Raw genomic sequence first — 15,898 nt, forward strand, 5'->3', positions numbered from 1 at the left:
CGACGGAAAGATGCCCCGAAACCCTCATACCAAACAGAAAGCGTGCGCGGGGCACGTCACATCCCGTCCGACCTGGTGTAACAACCGACCGCAATACAGCGGATACTGTGGAACGTGAGTACGGAACAGTCGCCACGCATCGCGCCGCTCGATCCCCTGACGAGCGTGCTCGGCGCCCAGTCCTGCGATCACGTCGGCTGGTTCCGATTCTGGTTCGCCGATCAGCGCTGGGAATGGTCGGACGAAGTGGCGCAGATGTACGGGTATCAGGGCGCCGATACCCAACCCACCACCGAACTGCTCATATCGCACAAACATCCGGACGACCGCGAGGAGCTGGCGGCCAGCATCGCGACGTCGGTGAAAACCGGCGACCCGATCTGCGGCCAGCACCGCATCGTCGACGCCGACGGGGACACCCACGACATCATCGTCGTCGGCGAACAACTCACCGACGACGACGGCGCGGTGGTCGGGGCCAGCGGATATTTCGTCGACGTCACCGAGACGATCGCCGAGGAGCGCAACGACGCGCTGTCGGAGGTGCTGCCCGAGGTGATCGAGTCCCGCGCGGTGATCGAACAGGCGAAGGGCGCGCTGACGCTGGCCTACGGCATCAGCCCCGAACAGGCGTTCCGGGTGCTGAGCTGGCGTTCGCAGGAGACCAACACCAAGCTGCGGGACCTGGCCGCGCAGTTCGTGCAGGAGTTCCGCCGCCTGAACGGGGAGAACACCGCCCTGCGCAGCCGCGTCGACCACATCGTCCTGACCGCCCACCGCCTGATCCCGCACGACTGAGGCGCCGGTCGGTGCGGTCAGGAGACCGCGTCGGCGACGACGATCTCGCGGGTGGGGCCGGTGCCGACGGCCGTGGCGTGGGCGTCGATGCGCACCTCGGTGCGGCCGCGGATCGCGCGATCACAGCGCTCGGCCAGGTCGTGGCGGTCGGTGCCCGGTTCCTCGATCGGCAGCAGGACGAGTTCGGCGACGATGCCCTTGGCACGCAGGATGCGACGGGCCGAGTCGAGGAAGGTGTCCACGCCGACGAAGCCGGGGACCGTCGATGTCTCGCCGGCGCCGTTCAGATAGCGCAGCCGGATCGGCTGTACCGGCGTGGCGGTGTCGACCGCGGCCTGGAACAGCGCGGGTCGCATCCGGCCGTGCGCCCGGCCACACCAGGTGGTGCCCTCGGGGAACAGGCCCACCCGCTCCCCCGCCGCCAGCCGTGCCGACATCGCCGCGATCACCTCGGGCAGCTGCCGCAACCGATCCCGATCGATCGGGATCACTCGCATGAGCCGGGCCAGCTGCCCCAGCACCGGCCACGACACCAGATCGCCGCGGGCCACGAAGCCCATCGGCGAGACCGCCGCCAACGCCAGCACATCGGACCATCCGACGTGCGCGGCCACCACCAGCAGGCCGCGCCCGGAATCACCCGGAGAGCCACCGCCGCGCACCGCACCCTCGTCGACCGCGCCCCGCTCGTCGACGACGCGCAAAGCGATTCCGCAGCAGCGCAAGACGGCCCGTGCGTACCGGCGATGCAAGCCCGTCCGCCGGGCAGCCGGCGTCACCACGTTCACCACCGGAAACGCCACCAGCAACCCCACCACACCCGCGATCCGCGCAACAGTCCGCACCGCGCCCGCGGTGTCGGGCACGGCCACACAGCCGGCGCCGCACGGACTCGCGGGCATCCATGCGTGAACCGCCGGTTCCGCCACGGGCCGAGGATCGAACGGCGTCTCCGCTGCCGTGCCGGCGGGCGCGGCCGCGGTCCGGCCGACAATGTCCGCGCCGCTTCGTAAATCGGTTGTCTCGGTCATCGTGCTCCTCCGCCCGTATCGCGGGCCCGCGCGGCATCGGCTTGCGACGCGCGAGCGTCTGTGCCTTCCGACGCGCGAGCGTCTGTGCCTTCCGACGCGCGGGCGTCCATGGCTCCCGCAGCGCTCTGCAGGCGTTCCAGGTAGCGGGTGTTGATCGTTTCCAGGCCGAGGAGGGCGACGAAATCCGCGACGCCGAAATCCGGGTCGTGGGCCGGTTCACCGCAGATCTCGGCGCCCAGGCGCAGATAACCGCGCAGCAGCGGGGGAAGTTTCGGCCGGGCCGGGGCGGCCAGTTCGTCGAGCCCGCGGCCGTCGACCACGACCGGGCGGTACGGGCGCACGCGGCGGGCCGGATCACCGGCGTGCTTGCTCAGCAACAGATCCCGGACCGCGGCCACGTTCGCGCCGGGCGGATCGGCGGGGGTGTCGCGCATCGGCACCGAGACGCAACCCATCACCCAGTCGTAGCCGGTGAGCTGGATGTAGTGCAGGATCCCGGCCCACATCAGCGTCAGCACCGAGCCGTTGCGATGGTCCGGAACCACGCAGGCGCGGCCCATTTCGACGATCCGGCGCCCTTCGGGATCCATGGCGCTCAGATCGAATTCGGTGGCCGTGTAGTACCCGCCGGCGGCGCGCACCTTGTCCGGCGGCAGCATCCGGTAGCAGCCGACGAATTCGCCGGAGGCCTCGTCGCGGACCAGCAGATGATCGCAGTGCTCGTCGAACCGGTCGGCGTCCAGGCCCTCGGCGCTGAAGGGAATGTCGAATCCGGGTTCGCCGGCGAACACCCGGTAGCGCAGCCGCTGCGCGGCCCGGCGATGGTCGAGATCGGAGGACACAACCAGGGAGTACTGTGGCGCCGCCACCCCTGGGCCTGTCGTGCGGGTCGGGTTCAGCACGGACGATGGCGTCATGGTGTCGATGAAGCCAGGCCGATTCGGCGAGGCGGCGACGTTCGAGTGTCGAGCGAATGCCAGTCCGGTGAACGAGATCCCCGTCACACCGAACGTTCACTGCGTCGTTCCCCCGAGTTGGCCCACACGCCCGAAACCGCCACGTCGGACGCACCGGCGCGGCGGAACGAGCAGCGGTCAGGCGTTCTCGCGGGCGAAGCTGCGGGCGCCGACCACCATCAGCAGTACGGCCACCGCAACCGTCAGCCCGGTGCCGAGATAGACCTCGGTGACCGCGAAATCACCGCGGAACAATGCCCGCGCGGCCTCGACGGTGTGCTGGAACGGATTGATGTCGGCGATGATCCGCAGCCAGTGCGGCGCCAGGCTCATCGGCAGCAGGATGCCCGACAGCAGCATCAGCGGCACCGAGACGCTGTTGAGCACCGACGCCAAGGTGTCCTCCGAACGCGCCCACAGCGCCAGCGCATACGACCCCGAGGCCAGCCCGGCCGCCATCACCGAAATCAGCAGCACCGAGGCGATCAGCCCGAAAGCGCTGGGCCGCAACGAGAATGCCGCCATCGCGACCGCGACCAGGACCAGCGCCTGCACGATCAGCACGACCATATCCTTGAGCACCCGGCCCACCAGCAGTGCGCCGCGGTGGGCCGGGGTGACGCGCTGGCGTTCGATCACGCCGGCCCGCAGTTCCTGCACCATCGCGAATCCCGCGAACATGGAACCGAACAATCCGACCTGGATGACCAGGGCGGGCGTCAGCACCTTCCAGGGGTCGGTATCGGCGCCCAGCGCGGGTGCGATCGCCTTCACCAGCGGACCGAACAACACCAGATACAGCACGGGCTGACTCAATCCGATGATCACCCACACCGGATTGCGCAGCTGCGTGCGCAGTTGCGACCAGAACACCAGCCCGGTCTCCCGCAGAAAACTCATTTTCCCTCCCGCAGCGAACGCCCGGTGACGGTGAGGAACACGTCGTCGAGGCTCGGTCGTTTCACGGTCAGCGCGCCGGGCACGATGCCGTGCTCGTCCAGTGCGCGCAGCAGCGGCACCACGGCGGCATCGCCGCGCGCCACCGTCAGATGCACCAGTCCGTCGGCGCGCAGCTTCGAGCGCAACTCCAGCACCGAGTCGGCGATCTCGATCGCGAGATCGGCCTGTGCGTCGGCGATGTCGAGGCTGATCACATCGCCGGAGATCCGCTGTTTCAACTCGTCCGGCGTGCCGGAGGCGACGATGCCGCCGTGATCCATGACCAGGATCCGGTCGCACAGCGCGTCGGCTTCCTCCAGGTAGTGCGTGGTGAGCACGATCGTCGTGCCCTCGGACCGCAACCGCCGCACATGTTCCCAGAGGTTCGCGCGGCTCTGCGGGTCCAGCCCGGTCGTCGGCTCGTCCAGGTAGACCAGTCGCGGACGATGCACCAGGCCGAGCGCGATATCGACGCGGCGGCGCTGCCCGCCGGACAGCTCGCGGCAGCGCCGACGGCCCATTCCGTCCAGTTCCAGCGTCCGCAGGAGGTGTTCGGCACTCGCCGTCGCCTCGGCCTTGCTCAGCCCGAAAAGCCTTGCCTGCAGGACCAATTGGTCGATCACCAGCTCGTCGTCGTTGGTCATGCCGCCCTGGGCGACGTACCCGATGCGAGCCCGCACCTCGCGCGGCGCCTCGCGGAGATCGGCGTCGGCGATCCGCGCCTGGCCCGCGGTCGGCGCGAGCAGCGTCGCGATCATCCGCAGGGTGGTGGTCTTACCGGCGCCGTTGGGACCGAGCAGTCCCACGATCTCGCCCTCGCGGACCTCGAAGTCCAAGCCGTTCACGGCCTGCACCGGTCCCGTTTTCGTCGTGAACGTCCGTGCCAGCCCCCGCACTCGGATCGCCGAGGTGCGGGTGCGGTCACGAACGGTAGCCGTCGTTTCCATACCGCACACGGTAGGAACGACGGCTCAAATAGTCAAGCTTTACTATTCAGTCTTGATCAACAGCGGCTCCGGCGTCGTCCCGCGGATGCTCGAAGAGGGTGTACGGCGCCGAGGACCAGACGTCCAGCTCGCCGTTCTCGATGCGCTGCAAGGTTTTTCGCGACCACTCCAAGTCGGCGCGGGTATGGGCGGCGGCCAGCGCGATCGCGTCGGCCACGTGATACGGCTCGGTTTCGGTCGGATCGCCGCTGCCGGACAGGATCCGCTGCTCCTCCCGCTCGAAATAGCCCAGGTCGGCCTCGAACTTCAGAATGCGGCTGCGCAACGCCGCGATCACATCGCCGCGCGGCGCGAACGGGAACAGCGCCACCGCGGCGTGATACGGATGTTTCGGCTGCTCGGCCGACCACAGACCCTCCCGGATCAGATCGGCGAGCACCTTCTCCCCCTCCGACGTCAGCCGATACGAGGTCCGTTCCGGGCGCGCGCCGTCCTGGCCCACGCCCTCGACGGCGATGAGCCCGTCGCGCTGCAGCGTGTTCAGCGCGCCGTAGACCGATCCGGGTTTGACGTTGGCCCAGTCGTCGGCATGCCAGGACAGCAGCTCACGCCGCACGTCGTAACCGTGCACGGGTTGCAGCAGCCGCACCAGGGCCAGCACCAGCAGTCGAGTCGTCGGAACAGCCATATCGAAAATTCTGCCCCCGCCGCCCGGTACCCGCCGCCGCGACCCGGCCGATCACAGCGGGTTGTTCGGATCCCGTTCCGGCAGTGGGCGTTCGGTGATCACCGGGCGGCCCAGCGGATTGCGGACCCGGCGCTTGGCGGCCTGATAGACCTGAATCGTCTCCGCGGCCACCACATCCCAGGCGAAATCGGCGGTCAGCCGCGCGTGGGCCGCGTACGCACGCTGCTGCGCCGCGATCGGATCGTCGAGGACGGCCGTCACCGCCTCGACCAGTCCGGTCACATCCGCCGGTTCGAACGAAGCGCCGGTGACTCCGTCGACGACCAGCTCACCGAGCCCGCCGGCGGTGGAGGTCACCAGCGGCGTTCCGGCCGCGGCGGCCTCGAGGGCGACGATGCCGAACGGTTCGTAGCGGCTGGGCAGCACGATCGCGTCGGCGCCGTGCAGCCAGCCCAGTAGTTCGGCGTGGTCCAGGCGGCCGGCGAAATTCACCGCGCGGGCCACCCGATGGACCCGCGCGCGCTCGCGCAGCCATTCGAACTGCGTGCCCACCCCCGCGATGGTCAGCGTGGCGCCGGGATGCGCGCGACGGATCCGCGGCAGTGCGGCGATCGCGTCCTGGACGCCCTTCTCGTATTCGAGCCGGCCCACGTACAGCAGCCGGGGCGGACCCGAACGCGGCGCGCGGTCGCGAAATGTCCACGCCCCCACGTCGATTCCGTTGCGGATCACCGTCACCGGCACCAGTTCGGGGCCGTAGAGCTTTTCCACCTCGTCCTGCATCGAGGTCGAACAGGTGATGAGGGCATCGGATTCGCGGGCGAGCCACCACTCGACCGAATGGACCTGCTTGTTGACCCGGCCCGAAACCCAGCCGCTGTGGCGGCCCGCCTCGGTGGCATGAATGGTCGAGACCAGCGGCACGTCGTAGTACTCGGCCAGGGCGATCGCCGAATGCGCGACCAGCCAGTCGTGGGCGTGCACCACATCCGGCGTCCAGCCCTCGGCGATACCCGGTTTGCTCAACGCGATACCGGCGCGGACCATCGCATGCCCCATGGCGAGGGTCCAGGCGAGCATGTCCTCGCCGAAGTCGAAGGCGGGCGGATCCTCGGCGACGGCGACCACCAGCACCCGATCCTCGATGAAGGTGTGGGTGGGGTGCGTCGTGGCGTCGGTGCCCATCGGCCGGCGCGCCAGCACCACGACCTCGTGACCGGCGGCCGCCAGTTCGACGGCCAGATGATGGACGTGCCGGCCGAGCCCACCGACAACTACCGGTGGGTACTCCCACGACACCATCAAGATCTTCATGCCGGTCCTTCTGTTGCTCCCGCCGAGCGGTGACCGACTGCGGGGATGTCCGTACCTCGTGCGTCGAGTCGGCGCGCGTCGAGAGCGGGGAAGAATCCGTCGGCCGCGTACCATCCTGCCGCCAACTGCCGTGCTTTGGCGAGTTGGCCCGCGGTGACGGCCCCGGCGATCTCGCGGACGGCGTGCGCGTGCTGATGCGCGCGGTCGCGGGCATAGCCGGCCGCGGAGTCCTTGCTGACCATGAACGCCCAGTCGCTGGAGACGGCCAGAATCGCCTCGCGCAGCAGCTGATCGGCGACCGGATCACGCAGACCGTCGGACTGCGCGGCCATCTTGTCCAGGGTGTCCAGGGCCGCACGCACGATCTCGGCGTTGAGTTCGACCAGGTCGCGGACCTGATCGCCGGCCCACACCCGCCAGTCCTTACCCGAACCCCACGAGGAATCGGCCAGCTCGACGGGTTCGCCGACGAATCCGTCCGCCCGCGCGTCGGCGAGGGTGCCCACGGTGACCCCGGCCTCGGGCAGGGCGCGCAACACCTGTTCCAGCCACTGCGGCCCCTCATGCCACCAGTGGCCGAACAGTTCGGTGTCGAAGGCCGCCACCACGAGCGCCGGCCGGCCGATCCGCTCGGATTCGGTGATCAGCCGTTCGCGCACGGTCGCCACGAAATCGGCCACATCGCGTTCGATCGCCGCCGCGGCGGCCGCGGGATCGTAGGGCGCCTTGTCCGGGCCCGCGACCTGCTTGCCGGTGACGCGGGACGGTTTGAGACCGGTCTCGTGGTCGTAGTGATGGAAGTCGCGGTAGTGGGCCTGGCCCGGATATCCGGATTTCGGCGACCACACGCGATAGCTGACCTGCAGATCCCGCCCGAACGCGACCACATCGCTGTCCCAGACGGGCCGACCGAGGGTGGTGTCGCCGCGCAGCGCCGGACCGTCGACCATGAAATGCGTCACACCCGCTGCGGCATAGCCGCTTTCCATCCCCGGTGTGAAGCCACATTCCGGCGCCCAGATCCCCGCCGGGGTGCGCCCCCAGCGATGCCGCGCGTCGGCCAGGCCTTCGCGCAACTGGAAGTCACGCAGGCGCGCGTCGAGCAGCGGCTGGAACGGATGCGCCAGCGGACCGCCCAGCAGTTCGATCGCCTCGGCGTCGATCAGCTCCCGCCACACCGGCGAACCGCCGTGCCGCCACCGCTGCTCGAAATCGGCGAGGGCCTCGGCGGCCAGTGCGTGTTCGTAGCCGCCGAGCTCGCGCTTGCCGGCCATCGATGCCTCGTCGGCGCGCATCTGCCAGTTCCCCAGCCAGTGGTGCATGGCCGCCAGCGCGTGCGGATCGTCGAGCTGGGCGGCCAGCACCGGCGTGATGCCGAAGCTGAGCAGATGCGAACGACCTTCCGCGGCAAGGGTTCTCAGCACCCGGGCGACCGGCAAATAGGACGCCGCCCACGATTGATACAGCCATTCCTCACCCACCGGCCAGCGGCCGTGATGGACCAGCCACGGCAGATGGGAATGCAGGACCAGGCTGAACCGGCCCGGCACCGACCGCGAATCGCTCACGGCTTCACCGCGATGGCGACCAGATCGAGGCTGGCATCGATCTCCGGATCCCACGCCGGGACGGCCGAATTCGAGGCCGGACGCAGTTCGAAATCGTCGGTGCGGACACCGGCCACCGCCGCGGTCAGTTCGGCGGGCCAGGGTTCACCGGCCAGCGCCCGCTCGATCTGCGCGTCGATGAACGAGCCGCCCCACCGCTCGTCCAGAGCGACCAGCGCCGGGCCGTGATGCACACCGGCCATCACGTCGACGCGGAATCCGGCCTGCTCCAGCAGTTCCGCGAGTTCGGCGGCGTTCAGCTCGCGAGTGTGGAAGGGGTTCAAGGGCGTATCGCGACCGGGCGAGAAGGTGATCCGGTTCGGCGTGCTGATCAGCAGCTGCCCGCCGGGGCGCAGCACCCGCAGGCATTCGCGCAGGAATTGGCCCTGGTCCCAGAGATGTTCGATGACCTGGAAGTTCACCACCACATCGACCGAGGCGTCGTCGAGCGGCAGGTCGGCGAGATTGCCCTGGATCATCTCGACCCGGGGGTAGGCCGCGCGCACATGCTCCACCGCGCTGGTGTCGTAGTCCAGGCCGATCACCCGGGTGGCGACGTCGGCGATCATGTTCGCGCCGTAGCCCTCGCCGGAGCCCGCCTCCAGAACCGTTGCCCCGGCGCATCGTTCGAGCAGGCGCGCGTAGACGATCTCGTGTCGGCGGAACCAGTAGTTCTCCTCCGCGATACCCGGCACGGTCCGTTCGCCGGTCAGTGGCAGCGACTCCACCCCGGCAGACTCCCCGCTCACCGGGGAGACGACAGCCTCACTCATTGGATCGACGTTAGCGGTTGCCTGTATCACACCGGCGCCCGGACCGGCCATGGAGAACATCACACCCTAAGTTACCCGTGAGTAACTTAATGTAGGGTAATCTCCCGGACGGAGCTTTAGATGTGACGGAGCTTTTCACGTGGACGTACGGCCACCCGATCGTGCGACCCCACCTCACGTGCCACCAGAACAGGAGGTCGACGAAGACCAATGCCGAACATCGTCGTACTGATCAAGCAGGTTCCCGACACCTGGTCCGAGCGCAAGCTCAGCGATGGTGACTACACCCTCGACCGGGAGGCCGCCGACGCGATCCTGGACGAGATCAACGAGCGTGCCGTCGAAGAGGCTCTGCTGATCAAGGAAGCCCAGGGCGGCGAGGTCACCGTTCTCGCCATGGGCCCCGAGCGCGCCACCGAGGCCATCCGCAAGGCGCTGTCCATGGGTGCCGACAAGGCCATCCACGTCAAGGACGACGCCATCCACGGTTCCGACGCCGTGCAGACCGCGTGGGTGCTCGCCGGTGCGCTGGGCCAGATCGAAGGCATCGAGCTCGTCATCGCCGGTAACGAGGCCACCGACGGCCGCGCCGGCGCCGTGCCGGCCATCATCGCCGAGTACCTGGGCATCCCGCAGCTCACCCACCTGCGCAAGCTGACCGTCGACGGCGACAAGATCTCCGGCGAGCGCGAGACCGACGAGGGCGTGTTCAAGCTCGAGGCGAACCTGCCCGCCATCGTCTCGGTCACCGAGAAGATCAACGAACCCCGCTTCCCCTCCTTCAAGGGCATCATGGCCGCGAAGAAGAAGGAAGTGCAGACGTTCACGCTGGCCGACCTGGGCATCGACCCGTCGACCGTCGGCGTGGGCAATGCCGGCACCGCAGTCTCCGGTGTCACCCCGAAGCCGCCGCGCACCGCGGGCGAGAAGGTCGTCGACGAGGGCGAGGGCGGCAACCAGGTCGCGCAGTACCTCATCGGCCAGAAGATCATCTGAGCCCACCGAGCGCAATCACCACAGACTTCAGGAGAAGCAACATGGCAGAAGTACTCGTGCTCGTCGAGCACGCCGAAGGTGCCCCCAAGAAGGTCACCACCGAACTCCTCACCGCCGCCCGCACGCTGGGCACCCCGGCCGCGGTCGTGCTGGGTGCGCCCGGCACCGCCGACAAGCTGGCCGACGCGCTGACCTCGGCCGGTGCCGAGAAGATCTACGTCGCCGAGTCCGACGACGTCGAGGGCTTCCTGGTCACCCCGAAGGTCGACGTGCTCGCCGGTCTGGTCGAGTCGGCGTCGCCGGCCGCCGTGCTGGTCGCCGCGTCCGCCGAGGGCAAGGAGGTGTCGGGTCGCCTGGCCGCCCGCATCGGCTCCGGCCTGCTGGTCGACGTCATCGACGTCAAGTCCGACGGCACCGCGGTCCACTCCATCTTCGGTGGCGCGTTCACCGTGGACGCCAAGGCCACCGGCGACGTGCCGGTGATCTCGGTGCGCCCGGGTGCGATCGAGGCGGCTCCGCAGGCCGGCGCCGGTGAGAAGGTGACCGTCGAGGTTCCGGCTCAGGAAGAGGGCGTCACCAAGGTGACCTCCCGCGAGCCCGTCGTCGGTGGCGACCGTCCGGAACTCACCGAGGCCACCATCGTGGTCTCCGGTGGTCGCGGCGTCGGCAGCGAGGACAACTTCCACAAGGTCGTCGAGCCGCTGGCCGACGCGCTGGGTGCCGCGGTCGGCGCCTCGCGTGCCGCCGTCGACTCGGGCTACTACCCGGGCCAGTTCCAGGTCGGCCAGACCGGTAAGACCGTGTCGCCGCAGCTGTATGTGGCCCTGGGCATTTCGGGCGCGATCCAGCACCGCGCCGGCATGCAGACCTCGAAGACCATCGTCGCCGTCAACAAGGACGAAGAGGCGCCGATCTTCGAGATCAGCGACTACGGCATCGTGGGCGACCTGTTCAACGTCGCGCCGCAGCTGACCGAGGCGGTCAAGACCCACAAGGGCTGATCGAGACCCCTGCAGGGAGTACGGCTCGCCGAATCGGTACCTCGCGGTATCGGTTCGGCGAGCCGTCTGCGTTCCGTCCGCGTGCTCGGTCCGCGCTGTTCAGTCCGGTGGCCGCTGCGCCTGGTTCCCGCCGACGGTGATGCCGATGACGGTCGGTATGCACAGCGCCAGCCCCCACGGCACCGCGACCCAGAACGGCCAGAAGTACCCGGCGCCGGTGGCCAGCCAGATCACGACGCACAGGATGTTGACGAAGATCCACGGCGTCCACATGATCAGCACCCACGGCGGCACCCGCCCGGGCCGCGCGGCGCCCGGCCGATCCCGCACCGCGGGCAGATCCGACAGGATCGGCGACAACTCCCCGTAGGTACGCGCGGCGTAGACCTGCTGGACCCGATCGTCGAATTCGGCGAGATTCAATCGCCCCTCGTTCATCGCCGTGCGCAACCGCTCGACGATCTTCTCCCGGTCCGCGTCCGAGGCCCGCACGTGCTCGTTTCCCACGGCCCAAGCCTAGAGGCGACCATCGCCACACGCGGGGGACATCACCCGGAACCACCTGGGGCAGGCGATAATCCGCTTGCGCTCCTCCGCTGCCCTCGGCCAGGCTGAGGCCGTGCCGACTCCGACCGGACCGCCGATCGCACTCCCACCCGAGGTCGTCGAGACCGTGAGCACGGTCTTCGGCGCGCGCGGCCGGACCTGGCTCACCGAACTTCCCGAGCGCGTCGAGGCGCTGTGCGCGCAGTGGCAGCTGACCTCGCTCGGCGCCGCCTTCGCCGGTGGCACCCACTCCTACGCCGCCCCCGTCCGCCGCGCCGACGGTTCGGTGGCGGTGCTGAAGATTCCGGTCGTCGACGAGGAGAACGTCGGCGAGGCGGTCGGCCTGTACTGCTACGACGGCGACGGAGCGGTCCGCCTCCACGACTACGACCCCGGTAGCGGCGCCCTGCTGCTCGAGTGTGCCCGGCCAGGCACGCCACTGCTGGCGCAGCCCGGGTTCCCGAGCCTGGAAGGCCTGCCCGAACATGCGGACAAGGTCGATGTGGCCTGCCGGTTGTACCGGCGTCTGCGCCGCCCGCCCGTCGCGCTGCCGGACGGATATCCGGACATTCCCACCGTTTCCGCTGTGCTCGCCGACTGGTCCGTCCGCTTCGGGCAACCGAAATCCGAACTGGTCCACGCCGTTCCGTCCACCCTACTGGACGCCGCGGTGGCTCGATGCGCCGAACTCGCCCGGCCGCAGGGACCGCCGGTCCTCGTCAATCGCGATACCCACCTGGGCAATATCGTTGCCGCCGAACGGGAGCCGTGGCTGCTGATCGACCCGAAGCCGTATCTCGGTGAGGCCGCATTCGATATCGGTTTCCTGATCATGATTCGGATTCAGCGCTTGCCGACCGCCGAGCACGCGAAACGAATGGTCACCGATACGGCCGCGGCCACCGGCGTCGACCCCGGCCGCGCGTGCCGGTGGGCGTTTCTGCGGGCGATGGAGGAAATATCCTGGGCCGTCGACGATCACACGCCCACTGACCTGCGGTTACACCTCGCCGTCGCCACCGCCCTGAGCGGAATTGCGCCATCTTTCGAGGTGGGTTGAGCCGCACCGAAACAGGACGATTGCGAAACACCGGCGATGAAGATATTCCTACCGAGCCGTAGATAACGAATCGGTCGCTGCCACACGGAATTGCTGCTATCTTTGCTGTCGTCGGGTGCTGGGGCCGATCGGGATCCTCCCGCCGGTGGGTCGATGCTGAATTCGCCTGTCCGGTAAGCGCTTCGAGGTCTCCTCCAGGTTAGGTGCAGTATCATCCTGCCTGCCGCGTTCCCGCCGTCCGACCTGAGTGTTATCCCGGCCGCGCCGATCGCGGTCGTCGAGTTGGAAAGGACGAAGCGGCCGGAAATCCGGCACCGAGGGAACTGATGAATCAAGCTACCGCCGTGACTCTTTCGTGGATCCTCGCCGCCATTCTGATACTGACGATCGCGGGAGCTCTGTACGCCGCGTATTACGCGTCGCAGCAGCGCGCCCGTGCCCGCAGTGCCGAGGCGGAATTGCGCGCCCACGAGGACGAGCTCGAACATTTCACGAGCACCACAATGGGTTTGGTGGCCGACTCGGTGCGCCGCGCCGAATCGACGGTCGAATTGCCCGCCATCGACCGCGGCGGTTCTCGCTTCGCCCAGCTGCTGCAGCGGCTGACCGAGCGTTACGCCGACGACCTGCACCGAGTGGCCGCCGAAACCCATGAGCGCACCAGCCACGAGCTGGAATACGAGAAGCAGCAGGCGATCTCCGCCACCGAGGCCAGCATCCGCGAGCAGGTCGAGAACGCCTCCCGCGAGGCGACCAGCGCCGCGGTCCGCGCGTTCGGCACCTCCGTGGTCAGCCTGGGCGCCGACGTCGGCCAGGTGGTCAGCGCCGCGCTGCGCCAGCACCGTGGGGACGACGTCTACGAGACGCTGATCCGCATCGACCACAGCGTCCAGCAGATGATCCGCCAGGCGCAGTCGTACGTGATCGTCTGTGGCGGTCTGCCCGGTCGCCGCTGGCCGCAGCAGTCGCTGACCGACATCGTCGGCGGCGCCATCGGCCGCGTCCGCGACTTCACCCGGATCCGGCCGCAGCAGCTCGACCGGGTGATCATCAGCCGTGCGGTCGAACCGCTCGTGCACACGATGGCCACCCTGCTGGACAACGCGCTGCGTTACTCGCCGCCCACCTCCTTCGTGGACGTCACCTTCCAGGAAGGCCACCACGGCCTGACGGTGATCATCGACGACGCTGGCGTGCGGATGAACCCCGAACAGATGGAAGAGGCCCGCCAGGTCCTCGCCGGCGAGCGCACCGTCGACATCCACCAACTGGGCCCGACCCCGCGGGTGGGTTTCCCGGGCATCGCCGCACTGGCCCGCCGCTACGGCTTCACCGTGTACATCGACGGACCCAATATCTACGGTGGTATGCGCGCGATGGTCTACGTACCCGAGGGACTGCTGGCCGCGCGGCCCGACAACCTCGAAAGCGTTACGGCGCCACCGATTTCCACGCCGATCGAGGTCGCCGCGGCACCCGCCGCGGTCGGGAGCGCGCATGCCGCCCCGGCCCCGGTGACCCTCTCCGCGGCACCGGCCGCGCCGGTCGCCGAGGCGGAACCGCTGCCGGCCGCGGATCCGACACCGACCGGCCAGTCGTCCACGGTGCACGAGATCACGCCGGGCGGGCTGCCGCGCCGGCGGCGGCGCAGCGTGGCGTTGCCCGCCTCCGCCCGCGGGCCCCGCACCGATACCGGACAGCCGCATACCGATACGGGCCTGCCCCGGGTCGACATCGCCGAAGCCTGGCAGACCGGTTCCACCAGCGGACGTGCAGCCGCACATGACAACTCCGAAGGGATGACATCCTGATGGCCACACCCGGCACCACTGTGACCGACGGCGATAACAAGCTGTCGTGGATGCTCGAGGATCTGACCGTTCCCGGCGTCCGATTCGCCGTACTACTGTCCGAAGACGGCCTGCGCATCGCCCACGTCGGCGCCATCTCCCTCGACGACGCCGAGCGCTTCGCCGCCGCGGCCTCCGGCCTCAGATCCCTGGGTAAGGCCCTCAGCGAATTCTGCGGCGGAGCGAACACGGTGCGGCAGAACATGACCGAGTACGACGAGGGCATGATCTTCATCACCGCGGCCGGTGAGGGCGCCCTGATCGGCGTCTCGACCATGTCCGATGTGGACGTCAGCATGGTCGCTCACCGGATGAACGAACTCGCCGTGAGAGTCGGCCGCGAACTCGGCAGCCTGCCCCGCCACAGGCCCGGTAGCGATCGGGCATGAGCAAGCACCGGCGCGATCCCGACCTGGTCCGTGCCTACGTACGCACGGGCGGACGTACCCGTGCGACTCGCTCGGTCGACCTGGTGACACTGGTTGTGGCAGCACAGGATCCGACGCCCGGTGCCAGTCCGGACGCGCGCCGGGTTTTGAACGTCTGCAGTCGGCACGCTGCACTGTCGCTCGCCGAGGTGGCCGCATATCTCGACCTGCCGCCCTCGGTAGTGAAGATCGTGGTATCGGACCTGCTCGACAGCGGCCATCTGGTCAACCCGACCCCGGCGGATCATGTGCCGGAGGTCGCCCTGCTCGAGGAGGTACTGAATGGGCTCCGCGCTCTCGCCGTCTGAGCGCCCGACCGCCCTGTCCGAACGACCCGCCGCTGTGACCGACCGTACGGTCGACTATGTACCGGAAACGGTCACGCGGTCGGTGAAGCTGTTGGTAGCAGGTAATTTCGGCGTCGGTAAGACCACGTTCGTCAGCAGCGTGTCGGAGATCCGTCCGCTACGCACCGAGGAGACCATCACCGAGGCCAGCGTCGGGATCGACGACATGGCCGGTCTCCCGGGCAAGCAGACCACCACGGTGGCCATGGATTTCGGGCGCATCACGCTCAATCCGCAACTGGCGCTGTATCTGTTCGGTACGCCGGGGCAGCGCCGGTTCCTGCCGTTGTGGGAGGAGCTGGCCAACGGCGCACTCGGTGCGCTGGTGCTGGTCGACACCCGGCGCATCGACAAGGCCGACGAGGTGCTCTCCATCCTCGAGGAACGCGGCGTGCCGTATTCCGTGGCGATCAACGAATTCGACGGTGCGCATCGCTTCCCGCTCAGCGAGATTCGCGATGCGCTGGACCTGGAACCGGGCACCCCGCTGACCGCGTTGGACGCCCGCGACCGCGGCACCTGCCTGCGATCGCTGATCACGCTGGTGGAATTCCTGTTCCACCGGCTCGAACCGCGTCCCTGACCGTTTCACCCCGAGCAACGCCGTACCGGCTTCC

The 15,898-nt window shown here is 68.7% G+C and carries 17 protein-coding genes; 8 read left to right on the forward strand and 9 right to left on the reverse strand.

Annotated features, from left to right (window positions below; all coding sequences use genetic code 11):
• The first annotated feature begins 114 nt into the window (after window positions 1-114).
• Window positions 115-798 carry a PAS and ANTAR domain-containing protein gene (locus tag A5789_RS29130; RefSeq protein ID WP_227463001.1) on the forward strand — a complete coding sequence of 228 codons (684 nt, stop codon included), beginning with the start codon at window positions 115-117 and terminating at the stop codon, window positions 796-798.
• A gap of 17 nt (window positions 799-815) precedes the next feature.
• On the opposite strand, the gene A5789_RS29135 is transcribed toward A5789_RS29130, so the two are convergent.
• The 8 genes from A5789_RS29135 to A5789_RS29170 form a co-directional block, all read right to left on the reverse strand.
• Window positions 816-1,829, reverse strand: coding sequence for a 1-acyl-sn-glycerol-3-phosphate acyltransferase (locus A5789_RS29135; RefSeq protein WP_227463002.1), 1,014 nt, complete (start codon window positions 1,827-1,829; stop codon window positions 816-818).
• The gene (locus A5789_RS29140; RefSeq protein ID WP_082941039.1) at window positions 1,826-2,746 is read right to left on the reverse strand and encodes a GNAT family N-acetyltransferase; all 921 of its coding nucleotides are present in this window, start codon (window positions 2,744-2,746) and stop codon (window positions 1,826-1,828) included. The genes A5789_RS29135 and A5789_RS29140 overlap by 4 nt, the downstream gene beginning before the upstream one ends.
• A gap of 177 nt (window positions 2,747-2,923) precedes the next feature.
• A complete protein-coding gene (locus tag A5789_RS29145; protein WP_030515703.1) occupies window positions 2,924-3,685 on the reverse strand; it encodes an ABC transporter permease in 762 nt (253 codons plus the stop codon).
• Window positions 3,682-4,671 (reverse strand): ATP-binding cassette domain-containing protein, encoded by a 990-nt coding sequence (locus tag A5789_RS29150; RefSeq protein WP_064904541.1) that lies wholly within the window; start codon window positions 4,669-4,671, stop codon window positions 3,682-3,684. The genes A5789_RS29145 and A5789_RS29150 overlap by 4 nt, the downstream gene beginning before the upstream one ends.
• 46 nt (window positions 4,672-4,717) lie before the next feature.
• The gene (locus A5789_RS29155; protein WP_063014434.1) at window positions 4,718-5,359 is read right to left on the reverse strand and encodes a PadR family transcriptional regulator; all 642 of its coding nucleotides are present in this window, start codon (window positions 5,357-5,359) and stop codon (window positions 4,718-4,720) included.
• A gap of 51 nt (window positions 5,360-5,410) precedes the next feature.
• Window positions 5,411-6,673 (reverse strand): glycosyltransferase family 4 protein, encoded by a 1,263-nt coding sequence (locus A5789_RS29160; protein ID WP_030515700.1) that lies wholly within the window; start codon window positions 6,671-6,673, stop codon window positions 5,411-5,413.
• Complete coding sequence (locus A5789_RS29165; RefSeq protein ID WP_064904544.1) at window positions 6,670-8,241, reverse strand: glycoside hydrolase family 57 protein; 1,572 nt, start codon at window positions 8,239-8,241, stop codon at window positions 6,670-6,672. The genes A5789_RS29160 and A5789_RS29165 overlap by 4 nt, the downstream gene beginning before the upstream one ends.
• Window positions 8,238-9,053 carry a bifunctional 2-polyprenyl-6-hydroxyphenol methylase/3-demethylubiquinol 3-O-methyltransferase UbiG gene (locus A5789_RS29170; RefSeq protein WP_064904546.1) on the reverse strand — a complete coding sequence of 272 codons (816 nt, stop codon included), beginning with the start codon at window positions 9,051-9,053 and terminating at the stop codon, window positions 8,238-8,240. Before A5789_RS29170 ends, A5789_RS29165 begins: the two co-directional genes overlap by 4 nt.
• A gap of 210 nt (window positions 9,054-9,263) precedes the next feature.
• On the opposite strand from A5789_RS29170, the gene A5789_RS29175 reads away from it, so the two are divergent.
• Entirely contained in the window at window positions 9,264-10,049 is a 786-nt protein-coding gene (locus tag A5789_RS29175; RefSeq protein ID WP_030515697.1) for an electron transfer flavoprotein subunit beta/FixA family protein, read from the forward strand.
• A gap of 41 nt (window positions 10,050-10,090) precedes the next feature.
• Window positions 10,091-11,050: an electron transfer flavoprotein subunit alpha/FixB family protein gene (locus A5789_RS29180; RefSeq protein ID WP_030515696.1), complete on the forward strand. Its 960-nt coding sequence runs from the start codon at window positions 10,091-10,093 to the stop codon at window positions 11,048-11,050.
• Between the two features lie 99 nt (window positions 11,051-11,149).
• Here A5789_RS29180 and A5789_RS29185 read toward each other — a convergent pair whose 3' ends face one another.
• The gene (locus A5789_RS29185) at window positions 11,150-11,557 is read right to left on the reverse strand and encodes a DUF1707 domain-containing protein (protein WP_063014426.1); all 408 of its coding nucleotides are present in this window, start codon (window positions 11,555-11,557) and stop codon (window positions 11,150-11,152) included.
• Between the two features lie 112 nt (window positions 11,558-11,669).
• Here A5789_RS29185 and A5789_RS29190 point away from each other — a divergent pair, with 112 nt between their 5' ends.
• From A5789_RS29190 to A5789_RS29210, 5 genes are all read left to right on the forward strand, one after another.
• The gene (locus tag A5789_RS29190; protein WP_082941036.1) at window positions 11,670-12,656 is read left to right on the forward strand and encodes an aminoglycoside phosphotransferase family protein; all 987 of its coding nucleotides are present in this window, start codon (window positions 11,670-11,672) and stop codon (window positions 12,654-12,656) included.
• A 344-nt stretch (window positions 12,657-13,000) separates the two neighbouring features.
• On the forward strand, window positions 13,001-14,467 hold the full coding sequence (locus tag A5789_RS29195) for a sensor histidine kinase (protein WP_227463003.1): 1,467 nt from the start codon (window positions 13,001-13,003) through the stop codon (window positions 14,465-14,467).
• A complete protein-coding gene (locus A5789_RS29200) occupies window positions 14,467-14,895 on the forward strand; it encodes a roadblock/LC7 domain-containing protein (RefSeq protein WP_030515692.1) in 429 nt (142 codons plus the stop codon). The genes A5789_RS29195 and A5789_RS29200 overlap by 1 nt, the downstream gene beginning before the upstream one ends.
• Complete coding sequence (locus tag A5789_RS29205; RefSeq protein WP_030515691.1) at window positions 14,892-15,242, forward strand: DUF742 domain-containing protein; 351 nt, start codon at window positions 14,892-14,894, stop codon at window positions 15,240-15,242. The genes A5789_RS29200 and A5789_RS29205 overlap by 4 nt, the downstream gene beginning before the upstream one ends.
• The gene (locus tag A5789_RS29210) at window positions 15,217-15,864 is read left to right on the forward strand and encodes an ATP/GTP-binding protein (protein ID WP_081879507.1); all 648 of its coding nucleotides are present in this window, start codon (window positions 15,217-15,219) and stop codon (window positions 15,862-15,864) included. Before A5789_RS29205 ends, A5789_RS29210 begins: the two co-directional genes overlap by 26 nt.
• Window positions 15,865-15,898: the final 34 nt, after the last annotated feature.

The organism is Nocardia sp. 852002-51101_SCH5132738 (genome assembly GCF_001665695.1).
In the GTDB taxonomy this organism is placed as follows: domain Bacteria; phylum Actinomycetota; class Actinomycetes; order Mycobacteriales; family Mycobacteriaceae; genus Nocardia; species Nocardia nova.